Consider the following 19,260-nt stretch of genomic DNA (forward strand, 5'->3'; position numbering starts at 1 on the left):
TTTATCAGGGCCGAACACGCCGCCTTGAAGGCTTCATGCTGGTACTACACCCCTTCTCCTGTAAGCGACCAAGATCAAATGTGGGAGGGAGCTTGCCCCCGATGACGGTGGATCAGCGGCACCTGAGTGGCTGACACACCGCCATCGGGGGCAAGCCCCCTCCCACAGTGAATTGTCGGTGTGCTTATTGCTTTATCAGGGCCGAACACGCCGTCTTGAAGGCTTCATGCTGGTACTACACCCCTTCACCTGTAAGCGACCAAGATCAAATGTGGGAGGGGGCTTGCCCCCGATGACGGTGGATCTGCGGCACCTGAGTGGCTGACACACCGCCATCGGGGGCAAGCCCCCTCCCACAGTAAATTGTCGGTGTGCCTATTGCTTTATCAGGGCCGAACACGCTGCCTTGAAGGCTTCATGCTGGTACTTGTTCAGCGTCGCCGGCAGATCGAAATTGTGCTTCTTGTTCTGCGCATTGATGGTCTGCGGCGACAGCAGCGTCACTTCAACCCCCTCCAGCAGTTGAAACACCCCTTCAATCTTGAACGTGGTCGGGCCGCCGGCGAATTCGCCTTTTTTGCTGCGCTTCTTGATGGCGATGCGTTCGATGGCGTTGTCCTGCACGAACGCCTTCACCTGGGCGGCGAAGGCTTTGACGTTGGCCGCTTCATCGTCGTCTTCGAGGGCGATTTTCTTGGTGGCCAGGGCGACGTGGGTCAGCGTCTGATTGTTCAGGGAGGCAACGGCGATGATGGCTTCGCTGCCTTTGATTTCGATGCCGCAGAGAGTCATTGGGTCGCCTTGGAGCAAAAAAGAGAGGCCGCAATAGTATCAGGGTCGAGGGCTGAGACGGCCGCCGTCCACCCGTCGGGAACGTGCTTGACCTGTTATTTTTGACAGTAGACCGCCGCGTGCCCGGTCTCATAGATTCCCTGAAGGAGCCTGCCGAGGGTTCCGGCCTGTTCCATGGCTATTCCGACAAGGGAGTTATGCAATGAATATTCGCAAGGAAATTCGCGCACTGACCGCAACGGAACAACTGGAGTTTATCAACACGTTATTGGCGATGAAGCGTTCCGGTGTCTACGACAAGTATGTTCATTGGCATCACGCCGTCATGAAGGCCACGGTCTACCCGAACGAACCCCAAGATCCCAACTACCGTAACGGTGCTCACCGGGGGCCGGCATTTCTGCCGTGGCACCGTGAAATGTTGATGCAGTTCGAGGCGGATCTACAAGCGATCAACGTCGGCGTGACGCTGCCTTATTGGGACTGGACGCAGGATGCGGCCGCCCCTGAACAATCGCCGGTCTGGCGCCAGGGTTTCCTGGGAGGTGATGGCGACCCAGCCGATCAGTTTCGCGTGCAGGATGGGGTCTTTGCCCACAAATACGGGAACTGGCCCGTGCCGCCCTATGACGAGGAGGGCTTGCCCGGGCCAGGCCTCAAGCGCCAGTTCGGGCAAGTGATCAGCTCACTGCCAACCGAGGACGACCTGCGAGTGGCGATGAACGAAAGCCTGTATGACGAACCCAATTACAACTCGAGCCCTTTCATCCGCGGTTTCAGAAACCGCCTGGAAGGCTGGATCACCCAGCGCGGCGATCCTGCTGTCAAAACCTCCGGTTCGCAGCTGCATAACCGTGTGCATTTGTGGATTGGCGGCAATATGTTGCCCATGACCTCACCGGATGACCCGGTGTTCTTCCTGCATCACTGCTTCATCGACAAGATCTGGGCGGAATGGCAGTCGCAGAAGCGCCTGGATGAGCCGGACCTGGCCCCGCACTATTGCCCCATGCAGGACGGTCCGCCGGGCCACAACTATGATGATGTGATTAATCCCTGGACCCGCCGGATCAGTGAGGTGATGGATATAGCCGCGCTGGGCTACAGCTATGCGCCCAGCCGCCCATTGACGAAAAGCCCGTTCAAGTCGCCCTTCATGGCCTGACGCCTGTGAAGCGTTCCCGCGTTCAATGCGCGGGAATGCTTCACTCCTGGCCGATCGATTCCAAAAACTCCGACCGCTCATCACTCATCCGCGCCAGGCAATCGTTCAGTTCGATCGCATAGGGCTTGGTGCCGGTCGCCGCCGGGAAGGTGTCCACCGCGCAATCGGCGTCGCGTAATTTTTCCCACTTCTGCTGGGCATCCTTCAGACGAGCGGTAATGTCTGCCAGCTGTGACTTGTTGCTGCCATAGGTCGAACCCATGCGCTCCAGCAACCCTTGATAGTTATCCTTGAGCAATTGCTCGGCGGTGGTTTTGTTGTAGGTGGCGCATTCCAGGGTTTGCTTGTCGTTTTCGATGCCGTCGCACGGCGTGCTGTCGGTGTCTTCGGCCGCGTGGACGCCGGTTGCGATGAGTGCCAAAGCCAGGAAAATCGATTTCATTGCGCCGTCTCATATCGGTTGATGCGGGAATTCTGGCCCAAGCGTAAGACAAAGAACAGCCGCCAGACAGACCTGTCTTAGCGACCTTCGTCGCGGATTGACGCTTTCGGCAATTCCCCTGTCGTTTTTGCACCCGGTCCGCTCGGCCCCTCGGCATATGCTGGCCCCAAAGCGCCGGCAGACGATTCGGCGCACGAATCGCCAATAAGGGGACGCCTGATGAGCCCAGCGCAATTACACGCCGACAGCATCGTTATCGACGGGCTGATCATTGCCAAGTGGAACCGCGAGCTGTTCGAGGACATGCGCAAAGGTGGCCTGACCGCCGCCAACTGCACCGTGTCGGTGTGGGAAGGGTTCCAGGCGACGATCAATAACATCGTCGCCAGCCAGACCCTGATCCGCGAGAACAGCGACCTGGTGATCCCGGTGAAAACCACCGCCGACATCCGCAAGGCCAAGGAACAGGGCAAGACCGGCATCATCTTCGGCTTCCAGAACGCCCACGCGTTTGAAGACCAGCTCGGCTACGTCGAGATCTTCAAGCAGCTCGGCGTCGGTGTGGTGCAGATGTGCTACAACACCCAGAACCTGGTCGGCACCGGTTGCTACGAACGCGACGGCGGGCTGTCGGGCTTCGGTCGCGAGATCGTCGGCGAGATGAACCGCGTCGGCATCATGTGCGACCTGTCCCACGTCGGCTCCAAGACCAGCGAAGAAGTCATCCTCGAATCGAAAAAACCGGTGTGCTACTCCCACTGCCTGCCCTCCGGGCTCAAGGAACACCCGCGCAACAAGTCCGATGAAGAGCTGAAGTTCATCGCCGACCACGGCGGCTTTGTCGGCGTGACCATGTTCGCGCCGTTCCTGGCCAAGGGTATCGATTCGACCATCGACGACTACGCCGAAGCCATCGAGTACACCATGAACATCGTCGGCGAAGACGCCATCGGCATCGGCACCGACTTCACCCAGGGTCATGGCCAGGATTTCTTCGAAATGCTGACCCATGACAAGGGCTACGCCCGCCGCCTGACCAGCTTCGGCAAGATCATCAACCCGCTGGGCATCCGCACCGTGGGCGAGTTCCCCAACCTCACCGAGACCCTGCTCAAGCGCGGCCACAGCGAACGCGTGGTGCGCAAGATCATGGGCGAGAACTGGGTCAACGTCTTGAAGGACGTGTGGGGCGAATAAGCCAAACACCCACGGGCAACACCACTACGAATTTTCTGGAGTTAAGTTTCCATGGCCAAGATCGCCCCGCAATTGCCTATCGAAGTCGACAGCGAAACCGGTGTCTGGACCTCCGACGCCCTGCCGATGCTGTACGTACCGCGTCATTTTTTCGTCAACAACCACATGGGCATCGAAGAGGTACTCGGTGCCGAGGCCTACGCCGCGATCCTCTACAAGGCCGGCTACAAATCCGCCTGGCACTGGTGTGAAAAAGAAGCCGAATGCCATGGCCTTGAAGGCGTGGCGGTGTTCGAGCACTACATGAAGCGCCTGTCGCAACGCGGCTGGGGCCTGTTCAAGATCCAGGACATCGACCTCGACAAAGGCACCGCCAGCGTCAAGCTCGAACACTCGGCGTTTGTCTACGTGTACGGCAAGGTCGGGCGCAAGGTCGACTACATGTTCACCGGCTGGTTTGCCGGGGCCATGGACCAGATCCTGCAAGCGCGCGGCAGCACTATTCGCACCGTGGCCGAACAAGTCTACGGCGGCTCCGAAGAGGGCCATGACGACGGCCTGTTCACCGTCAAGCCGTTGTAAGTCGAGGAACCCTGCCATGGCTTTCGAAGCAATGTTCGCGCCGATCCAGATCGGCAAACTGACCATCCGCAACCGCGTGCTCAGTACCGCCCACGCCGAGGTGTATGCCACCGACGGCGGCATGACCACCGACCGCTATGTGAAGTACTACGAAGAGAAAGCCAAGGGCGGGATCGGCCTGGCCATCTGCGGCGGGTCTTCCAGCGTGGCCATCGACAGCCCGCAAGGCTGGTGGAAATCGGTGAACCTGGCCGACGACCGGATCATCCCGCACTTCCAGAACCTGGCCGATGCCATGCACAAGCATGGCGCCAAGATCATGATCCAGATTACCCACATGGGCCGCCGCTCGCGCTGGGACGGCGAGCATTGGCCGACCCTGCTGTCGCCCTCGGGCATCCGCGAGCCGGTACACCGTGCGACCTGCAAGACCATCGAGCCGGAAGAGATCTGGCGCGTGATCGGCAACTACGCCAGCGCGGCAGCCCGGGCGAAAGCCGGTGGCCTGGACGGCGTGGAACTGTCGGCGGTGCATCAGCACATGATCGACCAGTTCTGGAGCCCGCGGGTCAACAAGCGCACCGACGAATGGGGCGGCAGCTTTGAAAACCGCATGCGTTTCGGCCTGGAAGTGCTCAAGGCGGTGCGGGCTGAAGTCGGCCCGGATTTCTGCGTCGGCATCCGCCTGTGCGGCGATGAGTTCCACCCGGACGGCTTGTCCCACGAGGACATGAAGCAGATCGCCAAGTATTACGACGACACCGGCATGCTCGATTTTATCGGTGTGGTCGGCTCGGGTTGCGATACCCACAACACCCTGGCCAACGTCATCCCGAACATGAGTTATCCACCGGAGCCGTTCCTGCATCTGGCGGCCGGGATCAAGGAAGTGGTCAAGGCCCCGGTGCTGCACGCGCAGAACATCAAGGACCCGAACCAGGCCACGCGCATCCTCGAAGGCGGCTATGTGGACATGGTCGGCATGACCCGCGCCCACATCGCCGACCCGCACCTGATCGCCAAGATCAAGATGGGCCAGATCGACCAGATCAAACAGTGCGTCGGCGCGAACTATTGCATCGACCGTCAGTACCAGGGCCTGGATGTGCTGTGCATCCAGAACGCCGCGACCTCCCGCGAATACATGGGCGTGCCGCACATCATCGAAAAATCCACCGGGCCCAAGCGCAAGGTGGTGGTGGTCGGCGCCGGGCCAGCGGGGATGGAGGCTGCGCGCGTCGCCGCCGAGCGTGGCCACGACGTGACCCTGTTCGAGAAAAAAGCCTTTATCGGCGGGCAAATCACTACCGCGTCCAAAGCCCCGCAGCGCGACCAGATCGCCGGGATCACCCGCTGGTTCCAACTGGAACTGGCGCGGTTGAACGTCGACCTGCGCCTGGGCGTGGCGGCGGACGCGGGGGCCATCCTCGACCTGCGCCCGGATGTGGTGGTGCTGGCGGTGGGCGGGCATCCGTTCCTGGAGCAGAACGAACACTGGGGCGCGGCCGAAGGCCTGGTGGTCAGCAGTTGGGACGTGCTCGACGGCAAAGTCGCGCCGGGCAAGAACGTGCTGGTCTACGACACCATCTGCGAATTCACTGGCATGTCGGTGGCCGATTTCCTCGCGGACAAGGGCAGCCAGGTCGAGATCGTCACCGACGACATCAAGCCCGGCGTGGCCATCGGCGGTACGTCGTTCCCGACCTACTACCGCAGCATGTACCCCAAGGAAGTGATCATGACCGGCGACATGATGCTGGAAAAGGTCTACCGCGAAGGCGACAAGCTGGTGGCGGTGCTGGAGAACGAATACACCGGCGCCAAAGAGGAGCGGGTGGTCGATCAGGTGGTGGTGGAAAACGGCGTGCGTCCCGATGAGGAGATCTACTACGCCCTCAAGCCCGGCTCGCGCAACAAGGGGCAGATGGACATCGAAGCGCTGTTCGCGATCAAGCCGCAACCGTGCCTGAGCGAAGCGGGCGAGGGCTACTTGCTGTTCCGCATCGGTGACTGTGTGGCGCAGCGCAATACCCACGCCGCGATCTATGACGCCCTGCGCTTGTGCAAGGATTTCTGACCCGACACCGAACCAATGTGTACTCGGTCTGAAAATGTGGGAGGGGGGCTTGCCCCCGATGGCGGTGGGTCAGCTGCAGCTGTATCAACTGACAGTCCGCCATCGGGAGCAAGCTCCCTCCCACATTCAGACCCGGTTTCACAGTAGATCCGTGTGGTCTGTGGGAGCTTCACCATGTTGAATACTCTTCTTCCGATTCTGCTGTTCGCGGCGCTGGGCCTTGCTGTTCTGGGCGCACTGCGGCGGGCAGCCATGTGGCGCCGTGGGCGGGCGTCGAAGGTCGACTTGATCAAAGGCCTGCTGGCCATGCCCAAGCGCTACATGGTCGACCTGCACCACGTGGTCGCCCGCGACAAATACATCGCCAACACCCACGTCGCTACGGCGCTGGGTTTTGTGCTGTCGGCGCTGCTGGCGGTCCTGGTGCATGGTTTCGGCCTGCATAACCGCATCCTCGGCGTTGCCTTGCTGCTGGCGTCGGTACTGATGTTTGTCGGCGCCACGTTTGTCTATCTGCGCCGGCGCAATCCGCCGTCGCGCCTGTCGAAAGGCCCGTGGATGCGCCTGCCGAAAAGCCTGATGGCGTTTTCTGTGAGCTTCTTCCTGGTGACGCTGCCGGTGGCCGGGGTGCTGCCCGCCGACTTCGGCGGCTGGTTGCTGGCCGCGTTGTTGAGCGTGGGTGTGCTGTGGGGCGTGTCGGAAATGTTCTTCGGCATGACCTGGGGCGGGCCGATGAAGCACGCCTTCGCCGGTGCCTTGCACCTGGCCTGGCACCGCCGCGCCGAGCGTTTCGGCGGGGGCCGTTCCACCGGTTTGAAACCGTTGGACCTGAACGATAAAAGCGCGCCCCTGGGCGTGGAAAAACCCAAGGACTTCACCTGGAACCAACTGCTCGGCTTCGACGCCTGCGTGCAGTGCGGCAAGTGCGAAGCGGCGTGCCCGGCGTTCGCCGCCGGCCAGCCGCTGAACCCGAAAAAGCTGATTCAGGACATGGTGGTCGGCCTGGCCGGCGGCACCGATGCCAAGTTCGCCGGCAGCGCTTATCCTGGAAAACCGATCGGTGAACATCGCGGCAACCCGCACCAACCGATCGTCAACGGCCTGGTGGACGCCGACACGTTGTGGTCCTGCACCACCTGCCGCGCCTGTGTGGAAGAGTGCCCGATGATGATCGAGCACGTGGACGCCATCGTCGACATGCGCCGCCACCTCACCCTGGAAAAAGGCGCCACGCCGAACAAGGGCGCCGAAGTCCTCGAAAACCTGATCGCCACTGACAACCCCGGCGGCTTCGCACCGGGCGGTCGGCTGAACTGGGCGGCGGATCTGAACCTGCCGTTGCTCAGCGAAAAAGGTCGCTGCGAGGTGCTGTTCTGGGTCGGCGACGGTGCCTTCGACATGCGCAACCAGCGCACCCTGCGCGCCTTCGTCAAAGTGCTGAAAGCGGCCAAGGTCGACTTTGCCGTGCTCGGCCTGGAAGAGCGCGACAGCGGCGACGTCGCCCGCCGCTTGGGCGATGAAGCGACCTTCCAACTGCTGGCCACGCGCAATATCCAGACCTTGGCCAAGTACAACTTCACGCGCATCGTCACCTGCGACCCGCACAGTTTCCATGTGCTGAAAAACGAATACGGCGCCTTCAACGGTGACTATGTCGTACAGCACCACAGCACCTTCATGGCCGAGCTGATCGGCGACGGCGCGCTGAACCTGGGCCAGCACAAAGGCAGCAGCGTGACCTATCACGACCCGTGCTACCTGGGCCGCTACAACGGCGAATACGAGGCGCCGCGCCAGGTGCTGCGCGCGTTGGGGATCGAGGTCAAGGAGATGCAACGCTCGGGCTACCGTTCACGCTGCTGCGGTGGCGGTGGCGGCGCGCCGATCACCGACATTCCGGGCAAGCAACGCATCCCCGATATGCGGATGGACGACATCCGCACAACCGGCGCCGAACTGGTGGCCGTGGGCTGCCCGCAATGCACCGCGATGCTCGAAGGCGTGGTCGAACCGCGCCCACTGATCAAGGACATCGCCGAGTTGGTGGCCGATGCCTTGCTCGACGAGCCGGCGCCGGCCAAAGCCCCGATCACGCGTGAACCCGCGGAGGTACACTGATGAGCGACATTATCCGCCGCGACCCACGCGCCGAATGGATCGCCCGTAACCGCCTGCACCCGCTGCATGCGGCGATGCAGCCGGTGCAACACAGTTGGATGGGGCCCAACGGCGTCATCCGCAAGAACGTCCATGGTGTCGGTTTTATCGGCCCCAACGGCATCAAGCGCATCGACCGCAGCGGCGCCCAGCAGGGCGGGGCGGCCAAGCGCACGGCGGCGGTGGCGGTGCAGTTGCCGCTGCATCAGGTGGCGGCGCCCGCGTTCTACATCAACGTGGTGCCGGACATGGTCGGCGGCCGCCTGAGCAGCCACGACCGTGACCTGCTCGGCCTGGCCCGGCAACTCGCCGGCAGCGACGGTGCGGTGCTGGCCGTGGTGTTTGGCGAACACAAGGAAAACGCATTTGCCACGGCCGGCGTCGACCGCCTGCTGGTGCTCGAAGGCCATGCCTTCGACGGTTATTCACCGGAGCAACGCGTGCAGGGCCTGCGGGCTGTGGATAACCAGTTCAAGCCGCGCCATTGGTTGCTGCCGGACAGCCGCAGCGGTGGCGGTGAACTCGGTCGGCGTTTTGCCGCCAGCCTCAACGAGCGCCCGGCCACGCGGGTCTGGCAGATCCAGGGCGAGCAGTGCATCGGCCGTGCCGGTGCTGGTCAGCAAGACGTGGCCCGGCCGTTGCCGCGCCTGATCCTGGCCGCCGCCGAATGCGCCGATCCGGTCAGCGACACTCGGCATGAAGTGCTGCCCGTGGAGTTATCCACAGCCCTGGCGCGCAGCCTGCCGCGTATCGAAGACCTCGGCGCGGTGGCGGTGGACCCGGCGGCGATTCCGATGGCTGAAGCCGAGTTTATTTTCTCCGGCGGCAACGGCGTGAAGGACTGGGCGCTGTTCCACCAGACCGCCGCCGCCCTGGGCGCTACCGAAGGCGCCTCGCGCGTCGCGGTGGACGATGGCTTCATGGCCCGCGATCGCCAGGTCGGCGCCAGCGGCACCTGGGTCACGGCGCGGGTGTATGTGGCCGTCGGTATCTCCGGGGCGATCCAGCACCTGCAAGGCATCGGCGCCTGCGACAAGGTGGTGGCGATCAACCTCGACCCCGGCTGCGACATGATCAAGCGTGCCGACCTGTCGGTGATCGGCGACAGCGCCGCGATTCTGCAAGCCTTGATCGCCGCGGTCGAGGCCTACCGCCACGGCGCCAAGCGCGATGCGGCTTAAGCAAAGGATAAGGGCATGAACACGCAGGTAATCAGTCTGGTCTCCATCGGCGCCCACCCCACCTCCGGGCGCCCGCGCCGCGCCGAGCAGGATGCGCGCGCGGTCGAGTTGGGCCTGCAAATGGCTGGGGATAAGTTGCAGGTGCTGCATGCCGGCGACATCGCCGAACCCACGCTGCGCAGCTACCTGGGCATGGGGCTGGCGCAGTTGCATGTGCTCGAACAACCGCCTGGCGCCGATGCCTTGCCGGTGCTCAGTGAGTATCTGCGCGACGCCGGTGCCCAGGTGGTACTCACCGGTAGCCAGGCCGAAACCGGCGAAGGTTCGGGGATGTTGCCGTTCCTGCTCGCCGAACACCTGGGCTGGCCGCTGATTGTCGGGCTGGCGCAGGTGGAGTCCATCGAGAGCGGCGTGGCCCTGGTGCTGCAAGCCTTGCCCCGTGGGCAGCGGCGGCGCTTGAAGGTGCGCCTGCCGTTTCTGGCCACGGTGGATAACGCCGCACCCAAGCCTCGGCAGAGCGCCTATGGCCCGGCGCAACGCGGCGAACTGGCGGCCCACGAGGTCGAGGTTGAAGCGGACGAGTTATTCACAGGCGCCGTGCTGCAACCGGCCAAGCCACGCCCCAAGCGGCTCAAGGTGATCAAGGCCAAGAGCGGTGCGGACCGGATGAAGGCGGCCACGGCCAAGGCCAGTGGCGGCGGCGGGCAGGTACTCAAGGGCCTCAGCCCTGAAGCGGGTGCTGAAGCGATTCTCAAGTTGTTGCTTGAGGAAGGTGTGGTTCGCTGAGTCGCAACGGGGAGAGTGGCTTACCCACAATCCCTGTTGACCCGTCTGTGGATAACCTGTTCGCGGTTGTCCACACCCCCTGTAAATCAAGCCCTGCAGCCCTCCGTACAAAAAACGACCAGGCTAACCCTCGGTTTTTCCTTGGGTTTCTGTGTGATCACAGCCATTACCCCGCGCCGAGTTTCCCCCAAAGTCTGTTGGCGCTTCTGTGGATAAGATGTTCGCTTACCGCTGCAGCCATTATAAATAAAGGCTTACGCTAGGTTGATCGAAATTTGATCAATTGCGCGCATTTGCCCGCTGAAACGCGTGGATAGCCCGGTTTATGAAGGTTTGAAGGGGTTTTCCACAGCCGCGTCAAAGTTGCCCCCAAAGTCTGTTGGTGCTTCTGTGGATAAGGTGTTCGCGTACCGCTACAGGGCACGGTTCATATGGCTTACACGGAGTTGTTCAAAAATTGATCAGTGGCGCCTTAAAACGGCCAAGTCGAATAAGTCACGGATTTTCTTGATTTAATTTCGACGGGCAGGCGCACTTGCGCACAATTGCTGTGGGTGGCTCTGTGGATAAGTTGTTGGGCAAAGGCTGGAGGGCAGGCGGCGAGAGGGCTTCAGTGTGCTTGAACAAATTTTGATCAGTGCGCAACCCAATGTGGGAGCGAGCAAGCCCGCTCCCACAGGGATGGTTACTGGGCGGCCACGCCTTTGAGGTAGGGCGCCGGCGCCGCGCCGAGGTTGCTCAGCATGCGCTCGCTGTACCAGTCGATGAAGTTCACCACGCCGAACTCATAGGTCTTGGAGTAGGGGCCCGGCTGGTAGGCGGTGGAGTTGATCCCGCGCTGGTTTTCTTCGGCCAGGCGACGGTCCTGGTCGTTGGTGGCGTCCCATACCTGGCGCATGCGCTCCACGTCGTAGTCCACGCCTTCGACCGCGTCCTTGTGGACCAGCCACTTGGTGGTGACCATGGTTTCCTGGGCGCTGATCGGCCACACGGTGAACACGATCACGTGGTCGCCCATGCAGTGGTTCCACGAGTGTGGCAGGTGCAGGATACGCATCGAGCCCAGGTCCGGGTTCTTGATGCGGCCCATCAACTTCTTGCAGCCCTGTTTGCCGTCCAGGGTCATCGACACGGTGCCCTTGAGCAGCGGCATACGCACGATGCGGTTGCGCAGGCCGAAGCTGGCGTGGGCGTAAGGGATTTTTTCGGCTTCCCAGGCCGCGGCGCTGGCGGCCACGTGGTCCTTGAAGGCCTGGTCGGCGCGCGGGTCGGTGACGTCGTCCCACTCGAGCAGGGTTTTCAACAGCTCGGGGTGCGAGGCGTTGCAGTGGTAGCACTCGCGGTTGTTTTCCAGCACCAGTTTCCAGTTGGCCTTTTCCATCAAGGTGGTTTGCACCGCCACCTTGGTGTTCTCCATGTCGTAGGGTTCCATGTAGTGGTTCAGGGTCGACAGGAAGTCATCGATGGCCGGCGGGTTCTGCGCCAGGCTGATGAAGATGTAGCCGCCGGCGGTCTTCACGTTGATCGGCTTGAGGCCGTACTGCTTCATGTCGAAGTCGGCGCCCATCTCGGTGCCGGCGAACAGCAGGCGGCCGTCCAGTTCGTAGGTCCACTGGTGATACGGGCAGACCAGCTTGGCGACCTTGCCCTTTGTCGCTGGTACACAAGCGCGAACCGCGGTGGCGGCAGACGTTGTGGAACGCATGCACCACGCCATCGGCGCCACGGATCACGATGATCGGGTTCTTGCCCACTTGCAGGGTCAGGAAGTTGCCCTTGGTGGGGATCTCGCAGGTCATGCCGGCGATCAACCATTCTTTCTGGAAGATCTCCTGCATATCGATATCAAACAACCGCTCATCAGAGTAGAACGGCTGTGGCAGCGAGAACGTGCGTTCGCGCTCTTGCAGCATCTGCGCGGTGGCCTTGCGTGCGGGTTCCAGCGGATCGCCCAAGCTTAAGGTTGCGGTGACGTCCATCGTGTGTGTCCTCATGGCCATTCTGTGTGGCCGGCGAAAGTGGCTACGGTTAGTGCAGTGCAAGGCGTAAAGAAAGTGTCGTTGTTGGCAGCGAGTGTGCGGCCGCCGTTGCGGTGAACCTTATCCATGGGCGACATGGCCCAATCTGTTCCCGACGCGCAACCCCCTGTCGTTGGGGGCTGGTCGCGATAAGTATGTGAATGTCGCAGATAGGTAAATGGGTGGTTCTCGCGTTACGCAGAATCGCCACCATAAGGCCGAGCCTCGGCGGTGGAGAACAGCATGTCCAGCAACTTCCTGAATCCGGTAACCACCCAGACCTGGGCCAATGGTCGGCACATTGTCCGTTGCGTCAAAGTCATCCAGGAAACCTGGGACGTTCGCACCTTCTGCTTCATGGCCGACCAGCCGATCCTGTTCTTTTTCAAGCCGGGGCAGTTCGTCACCCTGGAGCTGGAAATCGACGGCCAGCCGATCATGCGTTCCTACACCATCTCCAGCTCGCCGTCGGTGCCTTACAGCTTCTCGGTGACGATCAAGCGCGTGCCGGGCGGCAAGGTCTCCAACTGGCTGCACGACACCCTGCACGAGGGCCAGGAGCTGGCGGTCCACGGGCCGGTCGGGCTGTTCAATGCCATCGACTTCCCAAGCCCCAAGGTGCTGTACCTCAGCGGCGGCGTCGGCATTACCCCGGTGATGTCCATGGCGCGCTGGTTCTACGACACCAACGCCAACGTCGACATGACGTTTATCCACAGCGCGCGCTCGCCCAAAGACATCATCTACCACCGCGAGCTGGAGCACATGGCCTCGCGGATCGACAACTTCAGCCTGCACCTGATCTGCGAGAAGCACGGCCTGGGCGAGCCCTGGGCCGGGTATCGCGGCTACCTGAACCACAAGATGCTCGAATTGATGGTGCCGGACTTCCTGGAGCGCGAAGTGTTCTGCTGCGGCCCCACGCCGTACATGACCGCAGTGAAGCGCCTGCTGGAAGCCGCCGGTTTCGACATGACGCGTTATCACGAAGAGTCCTTCGGCGCGACGCCAGCGGAAGCCCGCGCCGATGCGGTGGAACAGGCCGAACAAGCCGCCGATGCGCCGGAAATCGACCTGGCGGACCTGCATCAGGTCGAGTTCATCACCTCGGGCAAGAGCATCCGCGTGGCGCCGGGCGAAACCGTCCACGCCGCTGCGGCCAAGCTCGGCCTGCTGATTCCCAAGGCCTGCGGCATGGGGATTTGCGGCACATGCAAGGTGCTCAAGCTGGGCGGCGAGGTCGAGATGGACCACAACGGCGGGATTACCGAGGAAGACGAAGCCGAGGGCTACATCCTGTCGTGCTGCAGCGTGCCGAAGGGCGACGTGCGGATTGAGTTCTGACGCTCAGTACAGCCCAGGCCGACGATCCCGGTGAACGTGGTTGTGCTCGCTGATTGACTTGTTCCTGGCCTGCGCCAAGGGCAAGTCAGCCACCAATTGTTGTTCCGTCGGGTGGGCGCTTGCTCCGGCCAGCGGGTAGCCATCGGCGTCGACGATGACCGAGCCGCCCACCCAGTTGACGCCACGTTCTTCGCCATGGCGGTCGCACGCCGCGATGAACATGCGGTTGACCGCCGCATTGGCCTGGACTCGCACGATCTCTGCCGGCCGCTCACCCACGGGGCGCGGGCCGTCCGGCCAGTTCACCGGGGTGCAGAGCAAGTCGGCTTGCGCCAGCGCGGCCAGGCGTACCCACTCGGGCAGCTCCAGGTCGTAGCAGATCATCATGCCGATCCGCCCGACGGCGGTGTCGACCACCGGTGGCGGCGCATCACCGGCGGTGAAGATCAGCTTTTCACGGTCCCACAGATGCGCCTTGCGATACACCGTCAGCCTACCGTCGGGCTCAATCAACGCGGCGCTGTTGGCAACTCGGCCGGCACTCAGGCGCTCGCAGAAGCCGGCGACGACGATCAAGCCCAACTCGATAGCCAGGGCTTTCCACAGACACAGCGTCGGGCCGTCGAGCGGTTCCGACACCGCTCTGGCTTCTGCCAGGTCATTGAACGCGTAGCCGCTTTGCATGAGTTCGGGCAGCACCACCACATGGGCGCCCAGGGCGGCGGCGCTGCGGATCGCCGTTTCACTCAGACGACGGTTGTAGTCGGTGTCGCCCAGGTGCGGTTCCAGTTGATGACAGACAACGCGTACCGGTGTCATGACTCTTCGCCTTCAAACAGGCGGTCGCTGGCTTCAATTGCGCGTTGCTCGGCGGTCAGGTCACGTGTACATGACAGCAGGCAGTAGGCGATTGCAGAAACTGCCAGGCCGACCACGAATGCAATATCGGCCCCGTCCAAAGCCGTCGCGATGGGCCCTTGGTAAAACCCCAGGGAGATGAACGGTGTCATCGCCCCCAGGCCCAGGAAATAGGAAATAAGCCCGGCACCCGACCAGCGGCCGTAGATACCGTTCGGGTTGAAGATGTCACTGATTGCGTATTGCCCCTTGCGTACAACATAGAAGTCCGCGAGGTTGACGGCGGTCCAGGGCACGAGGAAATACAGCATCAGCAAGACGAAGGTATTGAAACTCTCCAGGTAGCTCTGCGGGATACTCAAAGCGATGGCGAAAATCGCGCCGCCCACCAGGCTGATTCCCACGATGCGCCCTTTGATACCCGGTTTGATCGACACGAAGCCGTCAATCGCGCTGATCCCCGTCAGCATGGCGCCGTAGCAGTTGACGGCCATGATGCCAACCAGTGCGGGCACTGCGATCAATACGGTAAAGGTGCCAAACCCCGGAAGCAGTTGGTTGCCCACAGCCTGCACACTGCCGATGGCGTCGGGTGAGGGCAGCGCCGAGGCGAGAAAGGCCCCCAGCGACATCAGCCACAGCGCCGAGCCGGCGGCGCCCAGGTACGTCCAGGCGATGACTTTGCGCGACGGCGTGTCATGGCGCAGGTAGCGCGAGTAATCCGAGACGTAGACGGCGTAGCTGATCTGGTAACCCGCGGCGGCTGAAAGCTGGATCAGAAAAGCCGGCCAGGAAAAATGGGCGTTGGCCACCGCCATGTCGGCCTGCAGGTTCATCACGGCAGCAACCGTGAGGACCGCGAACACACTGATCATCACGTAGGTCAGCCAGCGTTGCACGGTGTGCAGGAGGTCGTGGCCGATCACGGCAATCACCACGGCCAGGAGGATCATCAAGGCGTACCACGGTGCGCGGTTGCCGGGCAGCACGGTATTGATGGCGTCGGTCGCCAGGATCACGTTGAACACGTTAAAGCCGATATACACGAACACCACTGCGATAAAGGGCACGATTGCCCCGCGCAGGCCGAACTGTGCCCGCGACTGGATCATCTGCGGCAAACCCATGCGCGGCCCCTGGTTGGCGTGGAACGCCATGGCGAACGTGCCCAGGCACACGCCGATGACAATCGCCAGGATCGCATACACCAGGCTCAGCCCCAAGGCTGCGCCGGTAAACCCGGTGACCAGGGTGGTCAGTACGAAGTTACCGGTGAACCAGAACGGTGCCTGATGCCAGACCTTGCCGTGGCGCTCATTACGCGGCACGTAGTCAATGGAGCGGGTTTCGATTTTCAGTGTGGTGGATGGCGGAGCAGCCGAACGGTTGGGGGGCGTGTTCATAGGCATCACGGTCTGTTTTTATTAAGTGAGACTATGAAGAGTCTTGTAACTAAAAAGATTATTGAATCGGCATTTGCAAATAATCACTTCACGAATTTCTGAACTGATTGCCTGAAGCCTTCTGAAGCAAGGCTTGTATTACGCATTGGCTTTTTATTTCCAAGTGATATAGAGCCATTTCCTACAATTATCTACGCTGAGCAGCACATACGTCGTATTCGCCCTTCGCATTGAAGCAGTAGGTGGACGTCCTGATTACATACCAAGGACGATTGCCATGTCTGCTATCCCCTCCCGCAGTAAAGGCGCAGCGCGCTTGCTTGCCAAGAATGTCACTGCACTTGTTCCGGACTTTCCTTTTCATTACGCCCGGTTTCTTGAAACGGCTGACAGTTTAGGCACGCCGTTGGCGCAGGTATCCCGCCAGGCCTATGGCAAGCAGGTCTTGATCGTCGGCGCCGGCGTCGCTGGAATGGTCGCGGCCTATGAAGCCATGCGTATGGGGTTGCACCCGGTGGTGGTGGAGGCCAGTGACCGCATCGGTGGGCGACTGTATTCCTATGTGGCGGGTGATCCGCAAGATCCTGCTAACTGTGTTATCTGCGAAAAGGGTGCCATGCGCTTTCCTGTTTCAGGCAAAGCGTTGATGCACTATTTCAATAAAGTTGGCATGACGGCCAATTCGACAGACTTTCCCAACCCGGGGTCGCCTTTTACTCCCAGCACGGTCGTCGACTATCAGCAAAAACAGGTCTATTACGAAGGCGATAATCTGCCGTTTGAATACGCCGAGATCGAGCGCAAGCTATTCGAAGTGTTTCTTGAACAGGACCCGATCAAGTTCACGGAGATGGAAACCGCAATGTCCGAGGACAGCCTTGATCCGGTCAAGATCAAAGCCTTGTGGAACGCCATTCTTGATGCGGGTTGGGACAACCTGAGTTTTTTTGCCGCGATGGTCGAGCAGGCGGGGTGGAGTCGCGAAGATATCGATCTGTTCGGCCAGATCGGCTTCGGCACGGGCGGCTGGAACACCGATTACCCGAACTGTTTCCTGGAAGTGCTGCGGGTGCTGTATACCGGGCTGGATACCAACCACAAGCTGATGTATGACGGCTCCAGCGAGCTGCCGGGCCGGCTTTGGAGGCGCGCCCCGGATACCTTCGGCGACACCATGGTCCATTGGCCTGCGGGGACCACCGTCGAAGGCCTGACCACCCAGGTCATCTCTCAGCCTTTGAACCAGGAAGTGCGACAGATCGTGCGTCGGTCGGATGGCGAGTTCGATGTGTGGGTGTTTGATCGCACTCTGGGAAGCGAGCACTCATACACCTTTCCTGCCGTGGTCTATACCCCTCACAAACGGGTCCTCGATAAATTCCGTTATATGGATGGCGCTGCCCGCTTTAACCAGATGAATGACCTGCTATCCCCCAAGGAATGGGAAGCGGTGATGTACACCCATTACATGCAGTCAGCCAAAATTTTCGCGCAAACCAAACGGCCGTTCTGGACCGATGTGGGGACTGATTTGCAATACAGGATGAGCGTGACGTTGTCGGAACGAATCACCCGTGGCACTTACCTGCTGGACTATGCTCAGAGCCAGGGACCTTACAAAGGCTGTGGCCTGTTTTTGTCCTACACCTGGAATGATGACGCCCTCAAATTCCTCGGTGATCGTGGTGCGCCGCTACCGTCCCACGTGCAGTTATGCACGACCCTGCTGGATAGCGTGTATGCCCCACATCAGTTGAATCTGGCCGCGGAGTTCGGCATGACCAACCCCTTTGTCGAAATCAACTGGGAGGAGCAGCCGTTTTTCCTGTGCGCGTTCAAAATGAACCTGCCGGGGCAGTACGAGTACCAGCGCTTGCTGTTTTCGCAGTTCATGAACGGAGTGTCGGTTTTGAACCCCGATGGGTTCATTCTCGCGGGTGACGACGTTTCGTGGACGGGTGGCTGGGCGGAAGGGGCGGTGACGACGGCCTTGAACGCCGTGAATAAACTGGCGGTGAAATTCAACGGTGGGACCCTTCTCACGAACCGCGGCCCCATTGATGAATGGCAAGCGCTTCAGCCGAAGGCCTTGTAAGCCCGCCAGTTACCGCCGGCCCGCGTCGCAGGTCATGAGTCTGCGACGCGGGCCGTCGTTTCAGGCCCCCATCACTTCGCGAATATCCGCCGCCAGCTCGCGCACGCGTTCTTCCTCGGTGTCCCACGCACACATGAAGCGCGCGCCGCCTTTGCCGATGAAGGTGTAGAAGCGCCAGCCCTTGGCCGTCAGCGCGGCGATCGCCGGTTCCGAGAGTTGCAGGAACACGCCGTTGGCCTGCACCGGGAACATCAATTCCACGCCGGGAATATCCGCCACCAGGCTGCTCAACAACTGCGCGCAGTGGTTGGCGTGGCGCGCGTGTTTGAGCCAGGCGTCGTTTTCCAGCAGGCCCACCCACGGCGCGGAGAGGAAGCGCATCTTCGACGCGAGCTGGCCGGCCTGTTTGCAGCGGTAGTCGAAGTCTTCGGCCAGTGCGCGGTTGAAGAACAGAATCGCTTCGCCCACGGCCATGCCGTTTTTCGTGCCGCCGAAGCACAACACATCCACCCCGGCTTTCCAGGTCAGGTCGGCCGGCGAACAGCCGAGGAACGCGCAGGCGTTGGCGAAGCGCGCGCCGTCCATGTGCAGGTTCAGGCCGAGCTCTTTGCAGGTGGCGCTGATGGCGCGGATTTCGTCCGGGGTGTACACGCTGCCGACTTCAGTGGCCTGGGTCAGCGTCACCACGCGGGGTTTGGGGTAATGGATGTCCTGGCGCTTGAGGGCGATCTCGCGGATCGATTCCGGGGTCAGCTTGCCGTTTTCGGTGCGCGCGGTGAGCAGCTTGGAACCGTTGGAGAAAAACTCCGGTGCGCCGCATTCGTCGGTCTCGACGTGGGCGGTTTCCGAGCAGATCACGCTATGGTAGCTCTGGCACAGCGACGACAGCGCCAGGGAGTTGGCGGCGGTGCCGTTGAAGGCGAAGAACACTTCGCAGTCGGTCTCGAACAGGTTGCGGAAACCGTCGGCGGCGCGGTGGGTCCATTCGTCATCGCCATAGGCGCGCTGATGGCCGTGGTTGGCTTGTTCCATGGCAGCCCAGGCTTCCGGGCAGATGCCGGAATAGTTATCGCTGGCGAATTGTTGGCTCTTGTCGGTCATGGCCCATTCCTGTGGTCGATGTTGGTGCACACTTTAACCAAGATTGTCCGGGGTGCACACGC

The 19,260-nt window shown here is 61.5% G+C and carries 14 protein-coding genes and 1 pseudogene; 9 read left to right on the forward strand and 6 right to left on the reverse strand.

Annotation, left to right across the window (positions count from 1 at the left end):
• Positions 1-375: 375 nt before the first annotated feature.
• Entirely contained in the window at positions 376-792 is a 417-nt protein-coding gene (locus ACVWZP_RS23085; RefSeq protein WP_017849536.1) for a DUF3010 family protein, read from the reverse strand.
• 202 nt (positions 793-994) lie between these two features.
• Between ACVWZP_RS23085 and ACVWZP_RS23090 the strand changes: the two genes are divergently transcribed.
• Positions 995-1,957, forward strand: coding sequence for a tyrosinase family protein (locus ACVWZP_RS23090; protein WP_457370180.1), 963 nt, complete (start codon positions 995-997; stop codon positions 1,955-1,957).
• A gap of 40 nt (positions 1,958-1,997) precedes the next feature.
• Here the strand turns inward: ACVWZP_RS23090 and ACVWZP_RS23095 are convergent, their stop codons facing one another.
• On the reverse strand, positions 1,998-2,399 hold the full coding sequence (locus tag ACVWZP_RS23095) for a lysozyme inhibitor LprI family protein (protein WP_046381806.1): 402 nt from the start codon (positions 2,397-2,399) through the stop codon (positions 1,998-2,000).
• 219 nt (positions 2,400-2,618) lie between these two features.
• On the opposite strand from ACVWZP_RS23095, the gene ACVWZP_RS23100 reads away from it, so the two are divergent.
• The 6 genes from ACVWZP_RS23100 to etfB all read left to right on the forward strand — a co-directional run bounded on the left by ACVWZP_RS23100 (position 2,619) and on the right by etfB (position 10,379).
• Complete coding sequence (locus ACVWZP_RS23100) at positions 2,619-3,596, forward strand: dipeptidase (protein ID WP_017849539.1); 978 nt, start codon at positions 2,619-2,621, stop codon at positions 3,594-3,596.
• 51 nt (positions 3,597-3,647) lie between these two features.
• Complete coding sequence (locus ACVWZP_RS23105; RefSeq protein ID WP_017849540.1) at positions 3,648-4,178, forward strand: DUF5943 domain-containing protein; 531 nt, start codon at positions 3,648-3,650, stop codon at positions 4,176-4,178.
• A 16-nt stretch (positions 4,179-4,194) separates the two neighbouring features.
• Positions 4,195-6,255: a dimethylglycine demethylation protein DgcA gene (dgcA, locus tag ACVWZP_RS23110; RefSeq protein ID WP_457370181.1), complete on the forward strand. Its 2,061-nt coding sequence runs from the start codon at positions 4,195-4,197 to the stop codon at positions 6,253-6,255.
• Between the two features lie 174 nt (positions 6,256-6,429).
• Positions 6,430-8,373: a dimethylglycine demethylation protein DgcB gene (gene dgcB / locus ACVWZP_RS23115; RefSeq protein ID WP_046381809.1), complete on the forward strand. Its 1,944-nt coding sequence runs from the start codon at positions 6,430-6,432 to the stop codon at positions 8,371-8,373.
• Positions 8,373-9,593 (forward strand): electron transfer flavoprotein subunit alpha, encoded by a 1,221-nt coding sequence (gene etfA, locus ACVWZP_RS23120; RefSeq protein WP_201021613.1) that lies wholly within the window; start codon positions 8,373-8,375, stop codon positions 9,591-9,593. The genes dgcB and etfA overlap by 1 nt, the downstream gene beginning before the upstream one ends.
• 15 nt (positions 9,594-9,608) lie before the next feature.
• Positions 9,609-10,379 carry an electron transfer flavoprotein subunit beta gene (gene etfB, locus ACVWZP_RS23125; protein WP_046487910.1) on the forward strand — a complete coding sequence of 257 codons (771 nt, stop codon included), beginning with the start codon at positions 9,609-9,611 and terminating at the stop codon, positions 10,377-10,379.
• 685 nt (positions 10,380-11,064) lie between these two features.
• Here the strand turns inward: etfB and gbcA are convergent.
• Positions 11,065-12,358, reverse strand: a pseudogene (gbcA, locus tag ACVWZP_RS23130) (glycine-betaine demethylase subunit GbcA).
• Between the two features lie 282 nt (positions 12,359-12,640).
• On the opposite strand from gbcA, the gene gbcB reads away from it, so the two are divergent.
• Entirely contained in the window at positions 12,641-13,741 is a 1,101-nt protein-coding gene (gene gbcB / locus ACVWZP_RS23135) for a glycine-betaine demethylase subunit GbcB (RefSeq protein ID WP_017847881.1), read from the forward strand.
• Positions 13,742-13,744: 3 nt separating this feature from the next.
• Here the strand turns inward: gbcB and ACVWZP_RS23140 are convergent, their stop codons facing one another.
• Both ACVWZP_RS23140 and ACVWZP_RS23145 read right to left on the reverse strand, forming a co-directional pair.
• Positions 13,745-14,560: a nitrilase-related carbon-nitrogen hydrolase gene (locus ACVWZP_RS23140; protein ID WP_046381812.1), complete on the reverse strand. Its 816-nt coding sequence runs from the start codon at positions 14,558-14,560 to the stop codon at positions 13,745-13,747.
• Positions 14,557-16,002: a purine-cytosine permease family protein gene (locus ACVWZP_RS23145; RefSeq protein ID WP_046381813.1), complete on the reverse strand. Its 1,446-nt coding sequence runs from the start codon at positions 16,000-16,002 to the stop codon at positions 14,557-14,559. The genes ACVWZP_RS23140 and ACVWZP_RS23145 overlap by 4 nt, the downstream gene beginning before the upstream one ends.
• A gap of 277 nt (positions 16,003-16,279) precedes the next feature.
• Here ACVWZP_RS23145 and ACVWZP_RS23150 point away from each other — a divergent pair, with 277 nt between their 5' ends.
• Complete coding sequence (locus ACVWZP_RS23150) at positions 16,280-18,097, forward strand: flavin monoamine oxidase family protein (RefSeq protein WP_046381814.1); 1,818 nt, start codon at positions 16,280-16,282, stop codon at positions 18,095-18,097.
• A 60-nt stretch (positions 18,098-18,157) separates the two neighbouring features.
• Here ACVWZP_RS23150 and ACVWZP_RS23155 read toward each other — a convergent pair whose 3' ends face one another.
• Positions 18,158-19,198 (reverse strand): threonine aldolase family protein, encoded by a 1,041-nt coding sequence (locus ACVWZP_RS23155; protein ID WP_017847880.1) that lies wholly within the window; start codon positions 19,196-19,198, stop codon positions 18,158-18,160.
• Positions 19,199-19,260 lie beyond the last annotated feature (62 nt).

It is taken from the genome of Pseudomonas sp. TE36184 (assembly GCF_054060055.1).